Origin of the sequence: Paraburkholderia sp. J69-1 (genome assembly GCF_905220255.1) — a bacterium.
Taxonomy (GTDB): Bacteria; Pseudomonadota; Gammaproteobacteria; order Burkholderiales; family Burkholderiaceae; genus Paraburkholderia.
On sequence record NZ_CAJMZG010000002.1, the window covers coordinates 106,586 to 126,175 of the forward strand.

General features: G+C 63.5%; 18 protein-coding genes and 3 pseudogenes. 6 read left to right on the forward strand and 15 right to left on the reverse strand.

Features of this window, described 5'->3' with window-relative positions; genetic code table 11:
- Positions 1-13: 13 nt before the first annotated feature.
- Together U5A67_RS03660 and gltA are read right to left on the reverse strand one after the other, a co-directional pair.
- Positions 14-2,284 carry an amylo-alpha-1,6-glucosidase gene (locus U5A67_RS03660; RefSeq protein WP_321813087.1) on the reverse strand — a complete coding sequence of 757 codons (2,271 nt, stop codon included), beginning with the start codon at positions 2,282-2,284 and terminating at the stop codon, positions 14-16.
- 277 nt (positions 2,285-2,561) lie between these two features.
- Positions 2,562-3,863: a citrate synthase gene (gene gltA / locus U5A67_RS03665; RefSeq protein WP_321813088.1), complete on the reverse strand. Its 1,302-nt coding sequence runs from the start codon at positions 3,861-3,863 to the stop codon at positions 2,562-2,564.
- Positions 3,864-4,257: 394 nt separating this feature from the next.
- Between gltA and U5A67_RS03670 the strand changes: the two genes are divergently transcribed.
- Positions 4,258-4,659, forward strand: coding sequence for a hypothetical protein (locus U5A67_RS03670; RefSeq protein WP_205982428.1), 402 nt, complete (start codon positions 4,258-4,260; stop codon positions 4,657-4,659).
- A gap of 221 nt (positions 4,660-4,880) precedes the next feature.
- Here U5A67_RS03670 and U5A67_RS03675 read toward each other — a convergent pair whose 3' ends face one another.
- From U5A67_RS03675 to U5A67_RS03700, 6 genes and pseudogenes are all read right to left on the reverse strand, one after another.
- The gene (locus U5A67_RS03675) at positions 4,881-5,669 is read right to left on the reverse strand and encodes an alpha/beta fold hydrolase (RefSeq protein ID WP_205982427.1); all 789 of its coding nucleotides are present in this window, start codon (positions 5,667-5,669) and stop codon (positions 4,881-4,883) included.
- A 284-nt stretch (positions 5,670-5,953) separates the two neighbouring features.
- Positions 5,954-7,039 carry a rod shape-determining protein gene (locus tag U5A67_RS03680; protein ID WP_205982426.1) on the reverse strand — a complete coding sequence of 362 codons (1,086 nt, stop codon included), beginning with the start codon at positions 7,037-7,039 and terminating at the stop codon, positions 5,954-5,956.
- A gap of 376 nt (positions 7,040-7,415) precedes the next feature.
- Positions 7,416-7,591 (reverse strand): annotated as a pseudogene (locus U5A67_RS03685) (hydrolase); the annotation flags it as partial.
- A gap of 71 nt (positions 7,592-7,662) precedes the next feature.
- Positions 7,663-7,926: a PAAR domain-containing protein gene (locus U5A67_RS03690; protein ID WP_321813089.1), complete on the reverse strand. Its 264-nt coding sequence runs from the start codon at positions 7,924-7,926 to the stop codon at positions 7,663-7,665.
- 106 nt (positions 7,927-8,032) lie between these two features.
- Positions 8,033-8,381: pseudogene (locus U5A67_RS03695) on the reverse strand (IS3 family transposase); the annotation flags it as partial.
- 143 nt (positions 8,382-8,524) lie between these two features.
- Positions 8,525-8,704 (reverse strand): hypothetical protein, encoded by a 180-nt coding sequence (locus U5A67_RS03700; protein ID WP_321813090.1) that lies wholly within the window; start codon positions 8,702-8,704, stop codon positions 8,525-8,527.
- A 126-nt stretch (positions 8,705-8,830) separates the two neighbouring features.
- Between U5A67_RS03700 and U5A67_RS03705 the strand changes: the two genes are divergently transcribed.
- On the forward strand, positions 8,831-9,085 hold the full coding sequence (locus tag U5A67_RS03705; protein ID WP_321813091.1) for a hypothetical protein: 255 nt from the start codon (positions 8,831-8,833) through the stop codon (positions 9,083-9,085).
- A 60-nt stretch (positions 9,086-9,145) separates the two neighbouring features.
- Here the strand turns inward: U5A67_RS03705 and U5A67_RS03710 are convergent, their stop codons facing one another.
- From U5A67_RS03710 to U5A67_RS03725, 4 genes and pseudogenes are all read right to left on the reverse strand, one after another.
- Entirely contained in the window at positions 9,146-9,397 is a 252-nt protein-coding gene (locus tag U5A67_RS03710; RefSeq protein WP_321813092.1) for a hypothetical protein, read from the reverse strand.
- On the reverse strand, positions 9,394-9,645 hold the full coding sequence (locus U5A67_RS03715; RefSeq protein WP_321813387.1) for a colicin E3/pyocin S6 family cytotoxin: 252 nt from the start codon (positions 9,643-9,645) through the stop codon (positions 9,394-9,396). The genes U5A67_RS03710 and U5A67_RS03715 overlap by 4 nt, the downstream gene beginning before the upstream one ends.
- A 3-nt stretch (positions 9,646-9,648) precedes the next feature.
- Positions 9,649-10,922 (reverse strand): annotated as a pseudogene (locus tag U5A67_RS03720) (RHS repeat-associated core domain-containing protein); the annotation flags it as partial.
- Between the two features lie 427 nt (positions 10,923-11,349).
- A complete protein-coding gene (locus U5A67_RS03725; RefSeq protein ID WP_321813093.1) occupies positions 11,350-11,994 on the reverse strand; it encodes an alpha/beta hydrolase in 645 nt (214 codons plus the stop codon).
- A gap of 295 nt (positions 11,995-12,289) precedes the next feature.
- Between U5A67_RS03725 and U5A67_RS03730 the strand changes: the two genes are divergently transcribed.
- Positions 12,290-13,876: a DHA2 family efflux MFS transporter permease subunit gene (locus U5A67_RS03730; RefSeq protein ID WP_321813094.1), complete on the forward strand. Its 1,587-nt coding sequence runs from the start codon at positions 12,290-12,292 to the stop codon at positions 13,874-13,876.
- A 12-nt stretch (positions 13,877-13,888) separates the two neighbouring features.
- Here the strand turns inward: U5A67_RS03730 and U5A67_RS03735 are convergent, their stop codons facing one another.
- Together U5A67_RS03735 and U5A67_RS03740 are read right to left on the reverse strand one after the other, a co-directional pair.
- Positions 13,889-15,133 (reverse strand): FAD-binding oxidoreductase, encoded by a 1,245-nt coding sequence (locus U5A67_RS03735; RefSeq protein WP_321813095.1) that lies wholly within the window; start codon positions 15,131-15,133, stop codon positions 13,889-13,891.
- Positions 15,134-15,164: 31 nt separating this feature from the next.
- Positions 15,165-15,899: an ABC transporter substrate-binding protein gene (locus tag U5A67_RS03740; RefSeq protein ID WP_321813388.1), complete on the reverse strand. Its 735-nt coding sequence runs from the start codon at positions 15,897-15,899 to the stop codon at positions 15,165-15,167.
- A gap of 293 nt (positions 15,900-16,192) precedes the next feature.
- Here U5A67_RS03740 and U5A67_RS03745 point away from each other — a divergent pair, with 293 nt between their 5' ends.
- The 3 genes from U5A67_RS03745 to U5A67_RS03755 all read left to right on the forward strand — a co-directional run bounded on the left by U5A67_RS03745 (position 16,193) and on the right by U5A67_RS03755 (position 18,926).
- Positions 16,193-17,176 carry an ornithine cyclodeaminase family protein gene (locus U5A67_RS03745; RefSeq protein ID WP_321813096.1) on the forward strand — a complete coding sequence of 328 codons (984 nt, stop codon included), beginning with the start codon at positions 16,193-16,195 and terminating at the stop codon, positions 17,174-17,176.
- 66 nt (positions 17,177-17,242) lie between these two features.
- Positions 17,243-17,908 (forward strand): transcriptional regulator, encoded by a 666-nt coding sequence (locus tag U5A67_RS03750; protein WP_321813097.1) that lies wholly within the window; start codon positions 17,243-17,245, stop codon positions 17,906-17,908.
- Positions 17,909-18,011: 103 nt separating this feature from the next.
- On the forward strand, positions 18,012-18,926 hold the full coding sequence (locus U5A67_RS03755) for a glutaminase (RefSeq protein ID WP_205982660.1): 915 nt from the start codon (positions 18,012-18,014) through the stop codon (positions 18,924-18,926).
- 138 nt (positions 18,927-19,064) lie between these two features.
- Here U5A67_RS03755 and U5A67_RS03760 read toward each other — a convergent pair whose 3' ends face one another.
- The gene (locus U5A67_RS03760; protein WP_321959672.1) at positions 19,065-19,520 is read right to left on the reverse strand and encodes a hypothetical protein; all 456 of its coding nucleotides are present in this window, start codon (positions 19,518-19,520) and stop codon (positions 19,065-19,067) included.
- Between the last annotated feature and the right edge of the window lie 70 nt (positions 19,521-19,590).

Sequence of the window (19,590 nt, forward strand, 5' to 3'; positions counted from 1 at the left end):
CGTCGCGGATGCGTTAGAGCACCGCGACCACCTTCACGTCGCTGCGATCCGCCGACGCCACGACCTTGCCGTCCACGCGACGGAACGTGAGCGTCACGGCCGCATTGCCCACGCGCAAGTGCCCCACTTCGAGCCAGTCGATGCCTTCGGGCAGCATCGGCTGCTCGACGCGTACTTCGTGACGCGAGGCGTCGATGCTCACGCCCAGACACGCCTCCAGCATCATGAACGGCGAACCCGCCGCCCACGCCTGCGGCAGACACGCGACCGGATACGCCGTAGGCGGCTCGCCACGGCGGCGCGGGAAGCCACAGAACAGCTCGGGCAAACGCATATCGAAGGTCACCGCCGCTTCGAACAGCGCCTGCAACAGGCGCACCGCCGCTGTCTTGCGTCCATAGCGCGCGAGGCCGCGCGCGCACAACGCGTTATCGTGCGGCCAGACCGAACCGTTGTGATACGCCATCGGATTGAAACGCGCCTGGCCGGCCGCCAGCGTGCGCACGCCCCAGCCCGTGTGGAACAGCGCGGATTCGAGCGTCTCCGCCACAGCGCGCCCGCGCTCGTACTCGGGCAGACCGAACGCCAGCAGATGCCCCGCGTTCGATGCGAGCACACGGCACAACTCGCCGTGCCCATCGAGCGCGATACCGTAGAAGTCCGACTCCGGCATCCAGTAGCGATCCTCGACACAGCGACGAATCTTCGCCGCGCGGCCCGCGTAACGCGCCGCCTCCTCCACCAGACCGCGATGCGTGGCGAACTTCGACATCGTTTCGAACGCCGCGCTCGCATAGGCCTGCACTTCGACCAGCGCAATCGGGCCATCGGGAAAGCGGCCATCGGCGTGGAATACGGAATCGTGACTGTCTTTCCAGCCCTGATTCGCAAGCCCGCCTTCCGATTCGCGCCGATAATCGAGCAAGCCGAGTTTGTTGCGCTCGCACACACCTGCCACCCACGCGGCGGCGCGCTCCAGCGCGGGCCAGAGTTCGTCGATCAGCGCCATGTCGCCGGTGCGCTCCGCGTAGGCGCCCGCCAGCACGACAAACAGCGGCGTGGAATCCACCCCGCCGTAATAGAGCGCGAACGGCACTTCGCCGGTGGCCGCCATTTCGCTCTTGCGCATCTCGTGCATGATCTTGCCGACCGCCGCATCGCGGAACGCCGAATCCTCCTGCGCCTGATGCGCCGCGAGAAAGCGCAGCACGCCGCGCGCGAGCGCCGGTTGCAGCCACAGCGTCTGCAGCGAAGTGATGATGGCGTCGCGGCCGAACGGCGTGGAGAACCACGGAATGCCCGCGTATGGATACGGACCGGTCGGCAGATCGGTGGTCAGCAGGCCGAGATCGGCGATCGAGCGGTTGATCCACGCATTGAAAAGCGGATTGCTCGAACGCACGCGCGCAGTCTGGCGGCGCCGCTCGCGCATGACGATGTGCGCATCGACGAGCGCGGCGCGCACGGCCGCGCGGCCCACGCTCTGCCCGTTCGAATCGGCGAGACAATGGTGCGGCTTGATGATGCCCGCGCTGGGCGTATTCGGCGCGACGCCTTCGAGCGCTTCGAGCTCGATCGACACGGTCAGATAAAGCGAGACGCAGGCCTGCGCGGGCAGTTCGACGGAAAAGTCGGCGCGATCGGCGAGCAGTTTACTGGGCGTCGGCGAGAACTCGATGCGCACGCGCCGCGCCACTTTATCGAGGCCGATATATTCGAGCCGCACGGTATTGCCTTCGATACGCGGCGCTTTCAGTTCGCCGCGCACTTCGCGCTTGAGGCCGCGCACTTCGAACATGTCGCGAAAGTCGCTGGCGAACGACACCGAAAGCGGCACGACCGCGTCTTCGGTGCCGTAATTCGTGAGCTCGATCGCTTCGGTCATCATCGTGCCCGAGAGCACGCGCTCGCGTTCGACGTGAATCACGCCTTCGGGCGTGCTCGTGCCGCCGAGCGGCGGCAAGGGACGATTGGTGAGATGCGCGGTGAACGCGGTGTTGTCGCTGCTCACGCTGCCCGAGAGCAGCGAAGGCACGCGCCCGCCGAAGGTCAGACGCAGCGACGACAGCACGCGCGTGTCGTTGACGAACAAGCCGTCGTCGATACCGGTGATATCGCCGAGCGGATCATTGACGATGAAGGTGTCGCCCGACTTCAGCACATGCTGGTCGGCGCTTGCGACTTCGGGCGTTTCGGGCGCGATGAATGCGCCATCGGGAGATTGATCGGGATGATCCACGCCGCTTGAGCGCGTGACGCCGCCGAGTGTTTCAGGATCTTGCATTGAACGCCTCCTCTCTAACCACTGCCTGATCAGACCATCAAGGTGCTTCGTCCGAACGATTGTAGTGGCTATGCGGCGGTTCGCGCGAATACCTGGCAATCAGCGGCCAGACGCTGGGACAAACATCGAAAGCGCTTCGGAAAAAATTACGGGCGCCGGCACGGTAAAACGTGCGGGCGCCCGTCGATCGCTGCACGGCGGCTTGTGGCCACCGTGCGCGCGGCACAACGTTATGCGTCGATGCGCGGCATGGCGATCATCGCTTTGACGATATCGATTAGCGTTGCGAGATGGGCTTCGCTTCGCGCGGCGTATTGCCGATGAACAGCTGACGCGGACGGCCGATCTTCTGTTCCGGGTCGCCGATCATTTCGTTCCATTGCGCGATCCAGCCCACCGTACGCGCCATCGCGAAGATGCAGGTGAACATGGCCGTGGGGATGCCCAGCGCGCGCTGCACGATGCCCGAGTAGAAGTCGACGTTCGGGTACAGCTTGCGCGAGACAAAGTATTCGTCTTCCAGCGCGATCTTTTCGAGCGCCATCGCCAGCTTGAACAGCGGATCGTCGTGCAGGCCCAGTTCGTTGAGCACTTCGTGGCACGTTTCGCGCATCAGCTTCGCACGCGGATCGTAGTTCTTGTAGACGCGGTGACCGAAGCCCATCAGCTTCACGCCCGAGTTCTTGTCCTTCACCTGCTTGATGAACTCGGGGATGTTCTCCACCGAGCCAATTTCTTCCAGCATGTTCAGTGCGGCTTCGTTCGCACCGCCGTGCGCCGGGCCCCACAGACAGGCGATACCGGCCGCGATACACGCGAACGGGTTGGCACCCGACGAACCCGCCAGACGGACCGTCGAGGTCGAGGCATTCTGTTCGTGGTCGGCGTGCAGGATCAGGATACGGTCGAGCGCGCGCACCAGCACGTCGTTGACCTTGTACTCCTCGGCCGGGTTCGAGAACATCATCTGCATGAAGTTCGCGCTGTACGAGAGGTCGTTACGCGGATACACGAAAGGTTGGCCAACCGTGTACTTGTACGCCATCGCCACCAGCGTCGGCAGCTTGGCGATCATGCGGATCGCCGAGACTTCACGATGCTTCGGATCGTTGATGTCGAGCGAGTCGTGATAGAACGCCGACAGCGCGCCAACCGCGGCAACCAGAATCGCCATCGGGTGCGCGTCGCGACGGAAGCCGCGGAAGAAGAAGTGCATCTGCTCGTGAACCATCGTGTGGTTCGTGACCATCGCAACGAATTCGTCCTTCTGCGCTTGCGTGGGCAGCTCGCCCTTGAGCAGCAGGTAGCAGCTTTCGAGGAAGTCGGCGTTTTGCGCGAGGTTGTCGATCGGGTAGCCGCGATAGAGCAGCTCGCCCTTGTCGCCGTCGATATAGGTGATCGCCGAGTTGCACGCCGCCGTGGACATGAAGCCCGGGTCATACGTGAACATGCCGGTCTGGCCGTACAGCTTGCGGATGTCGATCACGTCCGGGCCTTGCGTGCCCTTGTAGACCGGCAGTTCGACGCCTTCGGCGTGACCGGGGATCGTGAGTGTGGCGTGTGTCTTCGAATCGATCATTGTCCTGTCCTTGCATTGCATTGAATTGCGTTACTTCGCAGGACGCAGCGCGCTCGGCACCCGGTTCCCCGAGCGATTCTGCGGCATTTCCACAGACCGACTCCGCTGCGACCACTTGCCGCATTTTACGCCGCGCCGCACCATCGATTCATAGCGATACTGGCAACAATGCCTCTTCGGATCAACAACATTGAATGCTTGCAGCTTCCTTAATCCCGATTTGTGCAACAATATTTTGCCTGTGCAGCGCAACATTCACGCTCCGTATCTGCGATACTGCGTCACATGTCATTGACTTCCCCTGTCAGGCATGCATCTTTGGCCCGCCTTCCTTCTGGCGGGCCTTTTTTACTTAGGCCACACGCGCTGTACGCAAAACGTAAGGAAAGAACAGATGAACATCTCGATCGACACCCTGTTCGCTGAAGACGAACTTGCAGAGGGCGCCGTCGTCACGGCTCTCAATCACCAGGACATCGTCGTCGCGCTTTCGGCGGCCCTCGCCCCCGAACGTGTCGCCGTGCTCCACATGCTCTACCCGCGCACCGACGCGCGCACGCACCACAGCCTCGACGCGCTGGTTGCCGCGCTGCACGGTCACGGCCTGCACCAGGTCGCGCGCCTCGTCTCGCAGGAAGCGCACTACCTCGTGTTCAAGGACCCGGTGAAGGCATGGAAGGCCTTCCACGAAATCCGCAACGACTCGCTCGCCATCGGCGTGCACCTGTACTACGCAGGCCTCGTTGGCGAAGCCGCCGAAAACAAGCTCGACGCGCACGCGCACGGCCGCGACTAAGCGGTTCGACGAACCCGCACGCTCGCCCGGCTGACCGCGCTGCTCCGCTCTTGCGGCGGCGCTTCGGCCAGCCGGGTCGACTGCCTGTTTTACGGTGTTTTTACGCGATTTGCGCGCGATTTTCTCGTGCACTAATTAGTTCGGATTGCTACGTTTTATCGATGAAACGACAGCGGCCGCTCTACGCGGCCGCCATCCGTTTCAGCGCTTGCTTCGGCGAATCAGCGGCCGTGGCCGCTCGCGAAGTGGTCGATCAGATCGTTGAACGCGCCCGGACGTGCGAGGTTCATGCCGTGCGAAGCGCCCTCCACCGTCGCGCGGCGCGCGTCCGGCATCCACTCTTCGAGTGCGGCGGCAGCGCGCTGGAACATCACCGGGCTCAATTCGCCGTCGATCAGCAGCACGGGGCACGTGACCTCGGCGGCCTCTTCGCGCGTGTACGCGGCAAGCGGATCGAGGAACTGCGGCCCCAGCGTGTGCGCATTGTCGATCGCCATGCGGCGGAACGACTGCGTGCTCTTGGCCCAGAAGCCCGGACGGCTCACCGAATCGACGAACAATTCGAGCCCCGCATCGACCTCGCCCGAGTCGATCAGCTGCACGGCGCGGGCGCGCAGCGCATTGACCGTCTCCGGCAGCTTGGCAAGGCTCTGGCCCGGCTGCTGCACGGGGCCGCCCGGATCGGCGAGCGTGAGCGAATGCAGATGCTGCGGATAGCGGCGCGCGAAGTGATACGCAACCGAGCCGCCGCGCGAATGGCCGATCACGTGCGCCGGCCCGGCGCCGAAGGCGTCGATGAACTGCGCGATCTCGTCGGCGTGGCGGCTCCAGCTAAACGGCTGGCCGCCGGCGGCTGCGGCAGGCGCGGGCCAGTATTGCGTGAGGCTCACGGAGACGCAGCGATAGTGCTCGCCCAGGCCCGCAAGCTGCGGCTGCCAGTAGCGATAGTCACAAAGCGACCCGTGGATGAACAGGAGCAAATCGCCCTTGCCGGTTTCGACATATGGCATGGGCTGCCCGCCGGGCAGTTCGACGAACGACCCGGGAGCGGGGAATACGGCTTGATTCACGGCTGGATGATCTACTGACGAATGCTGAACAATGCTGATGAACCAGCGGCACGAAAAAACCTGCGCCGCCTCACGTCATTAAGCGTAATAGAGAAACGAAAGGGGACGTATTGTCGCACGAGCGCGGCCTGGCCGCCTGGGGCGGCTTAGGATTGACTCTCGGTCGGCCCTCGGTTGCGCTTTCAGAGGGCGTCGGGCGGCAAGCGCAACCGGCGTTCGACGCGTCAGTCGTAAGCGCAGAAAGCCGGCTGATCCGCCACCACGGCGCCCGCGGCGGCCGCGCCTGCACCGCGCACGGCGCAGGTCAGCGGCGCTTCGGCCACCCGCACCGGCACGCCCAGCTCGGCCGCGAAACACTGGTCGAGGCGCCCCAGCAACGCGCCGCCGCCGGTCAGCACGATGCCGCTATCGGCGATATCGGTGACGAGTTCGGGCGGCGCGGATTCGAAAACCTGACGCACCACGGCGATCACCTGACGCAGCGGCAGCGCCAGCGCATCGGCTATATCTTCGCTCGTGATCTCGACGGTACGCGGCAGGCCGTCTTCCAGGCTGCGGCCGGTCGCGCGCAGACGCTCGATGGGTTCGCCGCGCAGCGCGCTGCCGATGGTCGTTTTGAGGTGCTCGGCGGTCTGCTCGCCCAGAATCACGCCGTAGAGATTGCGCACGTGCTCGATGATGGCGCGGTCGAACTGGTCGCCGCCCACGCGGATCGAGCCGCCGCACGCCACGCTGCCCAGCGCGATCACGCCCACTTCGGTCGTGCCGCCGCCGATATCGACCACCATCGAACCGGTCGCCGACGCCACCGGCAGGCCCGCGCCCAGCGCCGAAGCCAGCGATTCGTCGATCAGGTTCACGCTGGCCGCCCCCGAAGCGAAGGCCGCCTCGCGGATCGCGCGGCGCTCCACGCGCGTAGCGTCGCCCGGCACGCAGACCGTGAACGCCGAACGGCGCGCCAGCATTCGGCGCGGCCGCGCCATCGCGACGAAGCGGCGCATCATGTGCTCGGCCGCGTCGAAGTTGGCGATCACGCCATGCGAAAGCGGCTTCACCGTTTCGAGATTTTGCGGCGCACGCCCGAGGAGCGCTTTGGCTTCCACACCGACAGCCGCGACGCCCGCGTCACTGCCTTTGCGGCGGCTCGTGCCGCGATCGAAACAGACGACCGACGGCTGGTCGAGGACGATGCCGCCCTCTGCCGTGTAGATCAGCGTATTGGCCGTACCCAGGTCGACCGCCACCGCGTTGTGCGCGGTGTGGCGGGACAGCTTGTGCAGAAATGATGATTGCCGCGTGGCTCGGGCCATGTCGTCTTCGTGTGTGGGTCACGCGTGCGGACACGCGCATTCCCGGAATTCCAACCCGGCACTGCTCGCTCAATCAATCGTCTGAATAAGGAAACCTTCAGACGTTAACAATCAAACGGTAACAATCAGAAATAATCAGCTGAACTATTCAATCCCCGATTGAACCATTCGGCTGAAGATTGCGCGTAAAGCGCCGGGCGCATGGGGCCTGAACGGCCCACTGGCTCTGTTTACGGCATAAGCCGGGCGAGACTTTAACCGCAACAGAAATAACCGGGCAGCTTAAACGCGAAGTGTGGAAAAAATGCGTCAGGCCGCGAGCTTGGACGGCCTGACGTGATTGACACGCGTGTGCGGTGACGACGCGTTTAAGGACTTAACCCAACACCCGCACCAGCGCATCGCGACCGAGCATCGCGCCCTGCGCCGTGATCGTGTGACCGACGCCCGGCAGCACGTAAGCGCCTACTGCATAGCCCGCATCGCTGAATGCGGTCGCCGCGCGTCGTCTTCGCCGTGCACGAGCGTGAGCGGTGTCGAGAGACGGCTGGCCCGGGTTGCGTAAGCAATCGCGGGGGGATTTTGGTCTGGCAGGCGAACATCGCCCACACGATCCACAACCATCACCCGTGGATCGTCGCGTTGTCCCCGAGCGCGATAAGTCTGCATCCGCAGGCAGTCCGATGACCATGCATCGCGAACTTCCTGCCATCAACATCCGTGGCAAAGTCGGAGCCTTCAATGATCGGATTCGTGCCGTGCTCCGGGCATGCTACGAGGTCACCGACGCGCGCCGCCTTGCGTCCGCAAATTTCCATCGTATCCGACCCCGAGATGACGACTCCGCCGTGGGTGGTACTGTCGCCGACACAGGCAATTGATGTCATGTTTCTGTTCCTGCCAGTAGATGAAGCCCGAGGAAGCCGGATCAAGGAAATCCGTTCCGATGCGGCAAACCGCGCGGAATCATGGATGTTGGTTAGCTTAGGTTAATGCGAGATCGTCGGATTCCCCAATTTTCAACGGGGCGCGCCGATGAATCAGTTCCGTCTTGTACAGACCGTTGATCGTTTCAGCCTGCGCGTTGTCGTAGCTGTCGCCACATTTGCCGACAGAAGGCTCAATGCCCGCTTCCGCGAATGCTGACGCACTGCGAGCTTCTGTCAGAATGGGGCATCAAAGTGCCGACTTAACCCGGTTGCCGAACGTACAACGCCAGCTCAGGTGCGTCCAGAACGCAGTCCGTGGTCATCGAGGAGCTGACGCGCCAGCCAACGATACGGCGAGCAAGCACGTCGATCAAGAATGCAACGCAAAGTGAACCCTGCCACGCAAATCGATATGCCTCTGCGTCGCTGGGGGTGGGAACTTGCCCGAATTCCCACTAATCTTGTTAGATAACTCCTGAGCCATTTGGGTCTCATCTTTCGGACCTTGCACAGAGTTATCAGTGCATTTTGGCAAGCACTTGCATCGAGCCAAACCTCACGGCCAAGTCGTGCCATCCGCCTCGATCCGCTGCACGAGGTTGCCGCGCTCATCATGGCTGTAGCGTATGCGGTTCAGCTCCTTCAACACGTTGCCGATGCACTTCGGCAGCGACGCCTCCCATGCATCCAGCTTGCGCCTGTCCTCCAGGCCACGCCCGTTGTCACGCAGCGGCACGGATCGCCAAGGCAGGGCGGTTAAAGAGAAGAAAGAGCTGCACAGGTCGTAAACGAAGCGCGGGCCGTGAGTGCGTCAACACTCACGGCCCGCTGACCAACACCAGTTCAATCGAGGAACTGAATCATGGCTAATGCCAATCTTAAACCACGCCGTAAGCTGCCCGTTCAACGCCAGACGATGATGGCCGTTCAGATCGGACAGACTCCCCACAACGGCGAGCCTCCGACGCTCGACGCCAACCAGAGAGCCGCGTTCCCGTGGATGCAGCTCGCCGATGAATTCCTCATCTCGCCCGACTACAACTACACCATCGCCGGACGGCCAATGACCGATGAGCAAATCGCTCGCCGAGAAACTGCTGGATTGGCAGGCCGGTGAACGCGAGTCTGACTAACGCTGAATGAACGAAGGGCCGCGCATGCGGCCCTTCGTTCATCTTCATGCGCTATCGCACTCAAGGAAGTAATCGAACAGATCTAAATCGAATTGCTCAGAGATATAGGGCGCAAGTTGTTCCGCTGCACGAGTGTTTATTGCAAAAGCGTCAAACATTGGGTTATCGTCCGGCGCATTAAAAAGCGCTTGCAAAAACCCTAGGCTCGGCACAAGTACAAATTCAATGTCGCGGATGTGCTCGTCTCCCTTTTTTTCATACGCCGCGATATACCGGTGAAGTCGATACTCCGTCATGGCTCAATCGTCCTTGTTGGATCGGCCCCCTTGCCCGGTATAGCATCGCCCGTGTTGGGATCAAACGCTCCCATGTGTTTACCGCGCTTGTTGTACATCTCCACTTCGCCATGCTGCGAATCCCATTCGCAGAGGCAGCCATTCGAGCGTTTCCATCGTTTTCTCAACCCGCCACCTCCTTGCACAGGCGTTTTCGGTTTCACACGCACAGCATCTGGGAAACCCGGCAAGCTTGGCGGAGCGGGAATGTATTTATTCAATCCTAGCGGATCAACCCAGCCAACCGGGTTCGGCGCATATTGATACGCGTTGAGCCCGCCTTTGAGCCCAATCGGATCCTTGCTAATGAACCTACCCGAATTGGGATCGTAGTACCGATGCCGGTTGTAGTGCAACCCGGTTTCGGCGTCGAAGTACTGCCCCTGGAAACGAAGCCGGTTAACCGTCAGCAGTTCATCAATGCTGTACAGCGCCACTTCTTCGGTGGAAGGCACCCACGACAGGAAACCTGTGTTCTTCCTGATATAGCCATCTGTTCGGCGGCGGAAACGGGCTTCGCCACAAAAGCGCGAATCGTACGCGTCACGTCCCGCACGCCCGCCACGATGCTCGCCTTCCACGACTTGAGATGCCCGTCCAGTTCCGACATGAATTCGATCACGTCGCCGCCTGCGGTCGCCCAGAACAGATCGACCAACACGGTGGTACCCAGCCCCTGCGCAAACGCGAGCAGCACTTCCTTGACCACCGCACGCGCTGGTCGGCTGGCATTGCCTGCGGCTGGAATCACACCAATCGCGTCGATGGCGAGAATGCCCCAGTTGAAGAGGTTTTTCGACGCGCCCGCGACGCTGCAGATACGGTAGATGTCCGTGCCCACGTCGTACCCTTCGCTTCGCCCCTGGTTATCCCGATCGACCGCAAAGCCGAGATTGAGCTGCGACTTACCGTTTTCCGTCGCCAGCTTGATATGCTCCTGCCCCTTGCGATCCTCCATCTGCAGCGTATTGTTGCTGCGGGTGTGAATGGTGTGACGCTGTGCCCATGGATGCCCGGAGACAACCGGATCCATGTGCTTTGCAGTGTGCAGAACCTGCGAAATATACGGCCGGTCGGGGTTCCCCCACAGAAAGCCTACGGTAACGATGGTTCCCGCTTCCAGCCCGAAGTGAAAGCCCGTGCGCCCCTGTCCGCCGAAGGGCTTCGCAAGACGCATAGGGCAACTCTCAAGCCCGGGCGTGCGCTCGTCCCGGTCTGCATGGAGATTGACGATGTAGCGCCCCTGACCGTCAATGTATGGGCCCACATAACCCTTTGTCGACGCAATTGTCCCCGTCACCACTCCCTGAATAAGAGGCCATGAGTCTTCGAGTAACGGCATCCTGAATTGCCGGTCGCTCGGGATCGCAGTGAACTCAACCTTGTAGCTCTCCTTGCGCGACGCGCTGCTGGTCATGCCAGTCATCCGCAAGCGCAGCGTCCGGTGTTCCGAGTACCTCGAGGGTGTAATACTGGTGAACGTCAATACCCGGACGCACCACTGGATCACGTGAAGTCAAGTGCTCACTCCCTGGATTCGCATCCCTCCGTTCCCGCAACGGAAAAGCAAAAGGACGAGGTCGAAAATCGATCAAATATTATGCAAAATGAAAAAGCCATGGAGTCATTGATGAGCAATCACAACCTGTGATTTATCAATTCAAATCCAAATATTTCTGCTAGTGGCTTGTCTCTGCTCGCGTCGATTCTCGCCAAGGACCGCGATACCCTTCACGACACAGAGCAGCGCGATACACAGATGAAACACCAATGTGTCATCTGAAGGATTCCTATATTTTTGTGAGAAATAAATAAATCAGGCCACAAGATCGAGCGGCCTGACTGAAAGAAGTGCGTTAGGACAGCGCGCCGTGCGTCTACGCGGCGCGCTATTGCAAAGAAGGCGAAGAAGGCTAACCCAACACCCGCACCAGCGCATCGCGACCGAGCATCGCGCCCTGCGCCGTGATCGTGTGCCCGACGCCCGGCAGCACGTAAGCGCCTACTGCATAGCCCGCATCGCTGAATGCGGTCGCCGCGCGTTCGAGTTCCTGCACCGGAATCACCGTGTCGTCTTCGCCGTGCACGAGCGTGAGCGGCGTGCGGCTTTTCGCGATCACCGGCGTCGAGAGACGACCGGCGAAAGCGACCACTGCCGCCACGCCTTCCGGCTGCGTCGCTACGTGATAGAGCGACATGATCGAGCCTTGCGAGAAGCCGACCAGCGCGAGCTTGTCGGTACCCAGGCCCCAATGCGCGAGTTCATCGGCGAGACGCTTTTGCAGGATCGGCGCAGCAGCGGCCACGCGCGCACCGCGATTCGCTTCGTTGACGTCGCGCAGGCTGAACCACTGCCGTCCGCCGAAACCGCCGTCGAACGGCTCGCTGCCATCGAGCGACGCAAAGGCGACGCCGGGCAGCGCATCGCGCCACGCATCGGCGAGCGGCATCAGATCGCGTGCGTTGCTGCCCACGCCATGCAGCAGCACGACCAGCGCGCGCGCCGCGCCTTCGGCCGGCGCAAGGCGCCAGCCACCATCGAATTGTTCCCAGCTCATTCTGAAATCCCCTGTGGGCGTGTGACTGACCGAAGCGCGGCAATCGGGCGAGCCCTGACCGTCAGGCATCGCGCTTGCGCCGCCGCGCCAGCCGCAAGGATACGCTGGCGTTCCAGAATGCGTCGCCGCGCCCACCGGGCGAAAGGCAAACGAAAGCCGAAGTCCCTGCGTCACGTGGGGATGCTTTTCGGTGCTTCGATGGCATCGCGCGAATGCGGTTATCCTTGCCGCAAATCCGGGCCGCAGCACGCGGGCCTTCCCAGCTTTGCAGCACCGAATCACGCGGAGAACAAGCTTGAACCAGCCTGCCGCCTCGGCCACGCCGCCCTCGCCACCCGCTCCGCCCGCGCCACCGCCGCCGCTGGAAGGCGGCCGGCTGATCCTCGCGACCGTCGCCGTGGCGCTCGCGACTTTCATGAACGTGCTCGATACCTCGATCGCCAACGTCGCGATTCCCACCATCTCGGGCGATCTGGGCGTCTCCGTCGACGAAGGCACCTGGGTCATCACCGTGTTCGCCGCCGCGAATGCCGTCTCGATTCCCCTCACCGGCTGGCTCACGCAGCGCTTCGGCCAGGTGCGCCTGTTCGTGGCGTCGATCTTTTCGTTCGTGATCGCCTCGTGGCTGTGCGGCGTGGCGCCCAGCCTGCCCTTCCTGCTGGTCGCGCGCGTGCTGCAAGGCGCGGTAGCCGGCCCGCTGATTCCGCTTTCGCAGGCGATCCTGCTCGGCTCCTGGCCGAAGGACAAATCGGCCACAGCGCTAGCGTTCTGGGCCATGACCACGACCGTCGGGCCGATTGCGGGCCCGGCGCTGGGCGGCTGGATCACCGACAGCTACAACTGGTCGTGGATCTTCTACATCAATATTCCGGTCGGGCTGTTCGCCGGTCTCATCACCTGGAATATCTACCGGAACCGCGAATCGGCCACGCGCAAACCGCCTATCGATATCGTCGGGCTGGGTTTGCTGATCGCCTGGGTCGCCTCGCTGCAGATCCTGCTCGATAAGGGCAAGGATCTCGACTGGTTCAACTCGCCGTTGATCGTCGGGCTGGGCGTGGTCGCGCTGATCAGCTTCGCGTTCTTCCTCGTCTGGGAATTGACCGAGGCGAATCCGATCGTCGATCTACGGCTATTCGGCCAGCGTAATTTTCTGGGCGGGACGATTGCGATTTCGGTGGCCTATGGCGTGTTCTTCGGCAATCTGGTGCTGCTGCCGCAATGGATGCAGGAGTATCTGAACTATCGCTCGGTGGATGCCGGGCTCGTGACCGCGCCGCTCGGCATTTTCGCCGTGATTCTCGCGCCGGTCGTGGGCCGCATCCTGCCGCGCTCGGACGCGCGCGTGATCGCCACCTGCGCGTTCGTGCTGTTCTCGGTCGTGTTCTTCATGCGCTCGAATTACGTGATCGAGATCGACACGTTCCATCTCGTGCTGCCCACGTTGCTGCAGGGCATTCCGATGGCGCTGTTCTTCGTGCCGCTCACCGCGATCATTCTCGCTGGCCAGCCGCCCGGCAAGATGCCGGCCGCCGCGGGTCTGTCGAACTTCGTGCGCGTGTTTTGCGGCGCAGTGGGCACCTCGATCTCGACGAATGCGTGGAATAACCGCACGGTGCTGCACCACGAACGCCTGACCGAGCAGGCCTCGATCGACAACCCGCTGTTCCGCCAGTCGATCGAGAATACGCAGACGCTGCTGCATCTGAGCGAGCCTTCGGCGCGCGCGCTGTTCGATTTCCAGTTGACGACGCAGGCCGCGATGATGGGCCTGAACGACATCTTCTATGTCTCGGCGATTATCTTTCTCGCCATCATCCCGCTGATCTGGGTGACGAAATCGACGCGCGGCGGCGGAGGCGGCGCAGCGGGCGCGCACTGAGCGCCTCGCGCATCACGCGAAACGCAGCGGCGAGTACGGCCTGGGATCGGTGAACGGCGTCTCGCCCGTGATCATTTCGGCGACGAGGCGTCCCGTCACCGGGCCGAGCGTCAGGCCATGATGGTTGTGACCGAAGGCGAACCACACGCCCTTGTGGCGCGGCGCGGGCCCAAGCACCGGACGCATATCCGGCGTGCACGGGCGCATGCCCATCCAGGGCGTTTCGTCCAGCCGCTCGCCTAGTCCGAACACCGGCCGCGCGGCGCGCTCGGCGGCATCGAGTTGCGCGTAGTTGGGCGGGCGCTCGCGCGTGGCCAGTTCCACGCCGGTCGTCAGGCGCAGGCCGCGGCGCATCGGCGCGACCACGTAACCGCCTTCGATATCCACCACCGGCCGCAGCAGCGGCGCGCCCGCGGCGCTCGCGTAGTGCATGTGATAGCCGCGCTTGGCCATCAGCGGCACGCGGTAGCCGAGCGCCGCCGTCACCTGATCCGACCACGGCCCCATCGCCACGACGGCGAGTTCCGCGCCCAGCGGGCCGTCATCGGTCTGCACCTGCCAGCCGCTGCCTTGCGCGCGCAAGGTACGCGCGTCGCCCTTCACGATGCGGCCGCCTTCGCGCACAAACAACGCCGCGTAGCCCTTCACCAGCGCGCCGGGATCGGCCACGCTCGCGGGGTCGATCCAGTGAATCGCGCCGGCGTAACCCGCGCTCAGCGACGCTTCGGCGGCACGCAAGCCGACCGCATCGAAGACTTCCGTGCGCAGGCGGTGCTCCGCGGCCAGTTGCTGCGACGCCTCGCGCTCGCGTTCGAACTGCTCCGGCGAGCGATACGCCTCCAGCCAGCCGATCGGCCGCACGAGTTCGCCCAGATCCGTGCGCGCAACCAGCGCCTGATGCTCGGCGACGCAGCGCGAAATCAGCGGCAGCATGTCCTTCGCCGCGCCCGCCAGCCGTGCAGGCGCCGATTCGCGCCAGAAGGTCGCGAGCCAGCGCGCGTAGGCGGGCAGCGAGCGCACGTCGTAGCGCAGCATCGTCGAGTCGTTGCGCGCGAGACGCAGCAGCGTGCGCCAGTCGCGCGGAAACCCATACGGCACCACCGACGACGCCTCGATCAGCCCGGCATTGCCGTGACTGGTTTCCTCGCCGGGCGCGCGCCGGTCCACGAGCGTGACGCGCAGGCCGCGCGCCTGCAGATGCAGCGCGACGCTCACGCCGACGATGCCCGCGCCGAGCACGATTGCATCCTTGCTCATGCCATTCCTCTGGAGTCCGTATGGATTGTCATTACTTCGCGACGATGTCGCGGCCGAAGTATTTCATCGAGAGCTTCGTGAGCGTGCCGTCCTGGCGCAGCGAATCGAGCGCCGCATCCACCTTGGCGCGCAGCGCCGCGTCGTTCTTGCGCATCCCGAAACCCGTGCCCTCGCCCAGCGTGGCGGGGTCCTTGAGCGGCGCGCCCGCGAAATCGAAGCCCTTGCCCTGCGGCTTCGAGAGAAAGCCGTCGGTGGCAGTCTGCACTTCCTGCACCGCGCCGTCCAGACGGCCCGCCGCGAGGTCTACGAAAATCTGGTCCTGGTTCTCGTAAGTGACGATCGACACGCCCTGCGGCGCCCAGTGCTTGCGCACGTAATCTTCCTGCGTCGAGCCCTGCAGCACGCCGATCTGCTTGCCCTTGAGGCTGGCTGCCACGGGCTGCAGGCCCGAGCCGCGCTTCGCGACCATCTGGATCGGCATGACGTAGACCGCCGGCGTGAAGTCGATCTGCTGACGGCGCTTGTCCGTGATGTTCATCGCCGAATTGATGACGTCGAACTTGCGTGCCTCCAGCGCCGCAATCAGCCCATCGAAGCTGTTTTCGACCCACACGCACTTGACCTGCATGCGCTGGCACACCGCATTGCCGATGTCGATATCGAAGCCCTGCAACTGGCCCGACGGCGCCTTGCTCTCGAACGGCGGATACGACGCCTCCACGCCGAAGCGCAAGGTGTCCTGCGCGTGCGCCACGCTCGCCGTCATGCCCACTGTCAGCCCGCATGCCGCGCCCAGCAAAGCCACCAGTCCCGCGCGCCGCGCCTTGCGCGCATAGCGAATCGTCTTCGTGTTCATCGTCGTCACCATAGTCGTAATGAGATCGGGCGGGCCACGCACCGGCGATCGATGCGTCGCGGCCACAGGGCGAATATAGACGAAAATTAAAAATAAAGTCTAGAATGGACAAAAAAGTCTACGACAAGCCCAGTCAGATCCACTGTGATGCGCACCCGATTTCGAGCGGATGCAGCATCGAGATCCACCGAAGGAGTCATCGCATGACCGCAACGTCCCTCCCCGCCACGCCGTTCATCGTCGACGCCGCGCAGGTGCGCGCCGCGCTGCCCTCACTCGACGTGCGCGGCGTGCTCGCGCGCATGTTCGGCTCGCTCGGCCGCGGCAACGCCGTGCAGCCGCCGCAGACGCTCGCGCTGTTTCCGCAACAGGCCGGCGACTACATCACCTATCTGGGCGTGCTGGCCGAAGCCGGCGTGTTCGGCGCGAAGCTCTCGCCGTACATCGCGGGCGCGAACGGCGCGAAGCCGGTCATCACGGCCTGGACCGCGCTGATGTCGACGACCACCGGCCAGCCGCTCATGTGGTGCGACGCCGCGCTGCTCACGACCGAACGCACCGCCGGCACCACGGCGCTGGCCGTCGACCAGCTCGCGCCGCGCGAGGCACGCCGGCTCGCCGTGATCGGCGCGGGCGACGTGGCGCTCGCGCATATCCGCCACGCGGCGCCGTTGCGCGCGTGGGAGCGCATCAGCGTCTGGTCGCCGAAGCTCGCCGCCGACGCCGCCCACGCCGACACCGTGCGCGCCACCGACGCCCGCGTGCAGATCGCCGCATCGGCCGAAGACTGCGTGGCCGACGCCGATGTCGTCATGCTCTGCACTTCGTCGGGCACGCCGGTGCTCGCGCTCGACACGCTCACGAAACCCGCGCTCATCACCTCGATCAGCACGAACGTCGCGCAGGCGCACGAGATCGATCCGGCCGCGCTGCCCTCGCTCGACGTCTATTGCGATTACCGCCGCACCACGCCGCACAGCGCCGGCGAAATGACGATCGCGGCGCGCGAGCATGGCTGGTCGCCGGACGCGATCGCGGGCGATCTGGCCGATCTCGCCAACGACGCCTGCCCGCGCCCCGGCTACACGCGCCACGTGTTTTTCCGCTCGATCGGCCTCGGACTGGAAGACATCGCCGTGGCGTATGCGCTCTACACGCATCTGCGCGACCAGCAGAATGCGCAATAAGCAAAACGCCTGATAAGCAGTATCATCGACGTCCTCTTCGATGTGAGATTCCACGCGCCCCGCCCGATGCCGAAAACGAAACCCGCCAGCAGGAAAGCGACGCCCTCCGATTCGTGTACGCGCCTGCTCGAACGCTACGCGCACGTGGCGGACAGCATCACGACGCTGTTCTTCCCGTTCGCCGAAGTCGTGATCCACGATCTCGCCGATCAGACCGTGGCGTATCTGTCGAACAATCTGTCGAAGCGCGAGATCGGCGACGATTCCGCGCTGGAGGACGTCGAGGAAACCACCCGCAGCAAGCTGCTCGGCCCCTACGAGAAAGTGAACTGGGACGGGCGGCGCATGCGCTGCGTGAGTACGGCGCTATTCGACGACGAAGGCCGCGCGGCGGGCGTCATGTGCATCAACTTCAATATCGCCGCTTTCGACGATATGCAGGCCACGCTCGATTTGTTCCTGCGCGGCGCGGGCGTGATCGCGCAACCGGAAGAACTGTTCAAGGACGACTGGCAGGAGCGCATCAACACTTTCCTGCACGGCTGGCTGCGCGAGCGTCAGGTGGCGCTGAATTCGCTCACGCGCGAGCACCGGCGCGAGCTGGTCGAAGCGCTGCATGCCGAAGGCGCGTTCAAGGGCAAAAGCTCGGCGAATTACGTGGCGAAGGTGCTGGGCATGGGACGCGCAACGGTCTACAAGCATCTGCGCGAGATGAAGGACGACGCGGCGTAACCATCGCATCAGCGGCTGCGCTGCCATCGCGCGGCCGCAGCGGAATCGCTACAATCGCCGGACTGTCACGCCGCCCTTGCCCGCGATGTCCAAGAACTTGCCCATCGATTACACGCCCATCCTCGACGCGATTCATCGCGATCTGCAACCGCATCTTGGCGCGGGCCGCGTCGCCGATTACATTCCCGAACTCGCGAACGTGCGCGCCGATCATTTCGGCATGGCGATCGTGACCGTCGACGGTCAGGTCCATCGCACCGGCGACGCCGACGTGCGCTTCTCGATCCAGAGTATCTCCAAGCTGTTCGCCTGCACGCTGGCCTTCCAGATGCTCGGCGACGCGCTCTGGCAACGCGTGGGCCGCGAGCCGTCGGGCACAGCGTTCAACTCGCTCGTGCAACTCGAATTCGAAGGCGGCAAGCCGCGCAATCCGTTTATCAATGCGGGCGCTCTGGTGGTCACGGACGTGCTGTGCCGCCGCTTCGTGCAGGCGGAAACGGCGCTGGTGGATTTCGTGCGGCGGCTTTCGGGCGAACCGGGTATCGGCTACGACCTCAAGGTGGCGCAATCGGAACTCGCGCATGCCGAACGCAATCGCGCGATGGCGCATTTCATCGCGAGTTTCGGCAATCTGGAAATGGCCGCCGATGCGGTGATCGACGCGTATTGCCGTCAATGCGCGATCGAAATGAGTTGCGTGGAACTGGCGCGCGCCGCGCTGTTTCTCGCCAACGGCGGGGTTTCGCCCGCGAACGGCGAGCAGGTGCTCGACGCCAGTTCGGCCAAGCGGCTTTCTGCGCTGATGCTGACTTGCGGCACTTACGATGCAGCGGGCGATTTCGTGTATCGCGTGGGCTTGCCGGCGAAAAGCGGCGTGGGCGGCGGGATCGTTGCCGTGCTGCCAGGCGAGTTTGCGGTGTGCGTGTGGTCGCCGGGACTCGACGCGAATGGCAATTCGCAGGTGGGTTCGCTCGCGCTCGAACAACTGACGACGCGCACGGGCCGGTCGATTTTTTAAATACGGGCGCGCGACGCGCTGCGCATTGTATTGGCAAAAAGAGCCTTGACCGTATGACCGGTCAAGGCCGCGAAGCGAGGCGGGACAGCCTCGCGAAACACACCAGGGTGGAGTGTGTGGAGAGTCAATCAGCCTTTATCAAAGCACGCAGGCCTGATTGTCATAACTCTTGCCCGGCTTCTTTTTCAGGGTAATGATGACGCGCACATCGGGGACATCGCCCACCTGCCGCGCGGTATGCCCCACCGGATCGCCGGGCTTTTCAGCAAAAGCGCCCTGATCGGAATTGAATTGGACCTGCCCCGGTCCCTGGCGCAGCGTCGTGCCATCCGCCGTCTTGATCTCCCATTCGCCCGAAAGATCGATGACCCATTGCGGACCCGGCGCATGATGCCAGTCGCCATACCAGCCCACCGGTATCACCGAATAAACGACGCTCTGAATATCCTCCGGTGCAACGCCCATGTAATAAGGCGCGGCAGGCGGCGCAAAGCCGTGCAGTTTCAGCCCTTTCAGCACGCACCGGCTGACGTGCGTACGTCCATGGTTATCGGCCCATACGTTCTGGAAGGGAATCTGGTCATTGGCGATCAACGCTGCGTCGCTGACATTCGCGGGCGCGAGATCGGTGGAAAGCGTGATCGGCGCCGCGTGAGCAGACTTA

Bases quoted from the DNA above. Each gene is read 5' to 3' on its own strand.
- U5A67_RS03660 (WP_321813087.1), bottom strand. From the start codon at position 2,284: ATGCAAGATCCTGAAACACTCGGCGGCGTCACGCGCTCAAGCGGCGTG.
- gltA (WP_321813088.1), bottom strand. From the start codon at position 3,863: ATGATCGATTCGAAGACACACGCCACACTCACGATCCCCGGTCACGCC.
- U5A67_RS03670 (WP_205982428.1), top strand. From the start codon at position 4,258: ATGAACATCTCGATCGACACCCTGTTCGCTGAAGACGAACTTGCAGAG.
- U5A67_RS03675 (WP_205982427.1), bottom strand. From the start codon at position 5,669: ATGCCATATGTCGAAACCGGCAAGGGCGATTTGCTCCTGTTCATCCAC.
- U5A67_RS03680 (WP_205982426.1), bottom strand. From the start codon at position 7,039: ATGGCCCGAGCCACGCGGCAATCATCATTTCTGCACAAGCTGTCCCGC.
- U5A67_RS03690 (WP_321813089.1), bottom strand. From the start codon at position 7,926: ATGACATCAATTGCCTGTGTCGGCGACAGTACCACCCACGGCGGAGTC.
- U5A67_RS03705 (WP_321813091.1), top strand. From the start codon at position 8,831: ATGGCTAATGCCAATCTTAAACCACGCCGTAAGCTGCCCGTTCAACGC.
- U5A67_RS03710 (WP_321813092.1), bottom strand. From the start codon at position 9,397: ATGACGGAGTATCGACTTCACCGGTATATCGCGGCGTATGAAAAAAAG.
- U5A67_RS03725 (WP_321813093.1), bottom strand. From the start codon at position 11,994: ATGAGCTGGGAACAATTCGATGGTGGCTGGCGCCTTGCGCCGGCCGAA.
- U5A67_RS03735 (WP_321813095.1), bottom strand. From the start codon at position 15,133: ATGAGCAAGGATGCAATCGTGCTCGGCGCGGGCATCGTCGGCGTGAGC.
- U5A67_RS03740 (WP_321813388.1), bottom strand. From the start codon at position 15,899: ATGACGGCGAGCGTGGCGCACGCGCAGGACACCTTGCGCTTCGGCGTG.
- U5A67_RS03745 (WP_321813096.1), top strand. From the start codon at position 16,193: ATGACCGCAACGTCCCTCCCCGCCACGCCGTTCATCGTCGACGCCGCG.
- U5A67_RS03750 (WP_321813097.1), top strand. From the start codon at position 17,243: ATGCCGAAAACGAAACCCGCCAGCAGGAAAGCGACGCCCTCCGATTCG.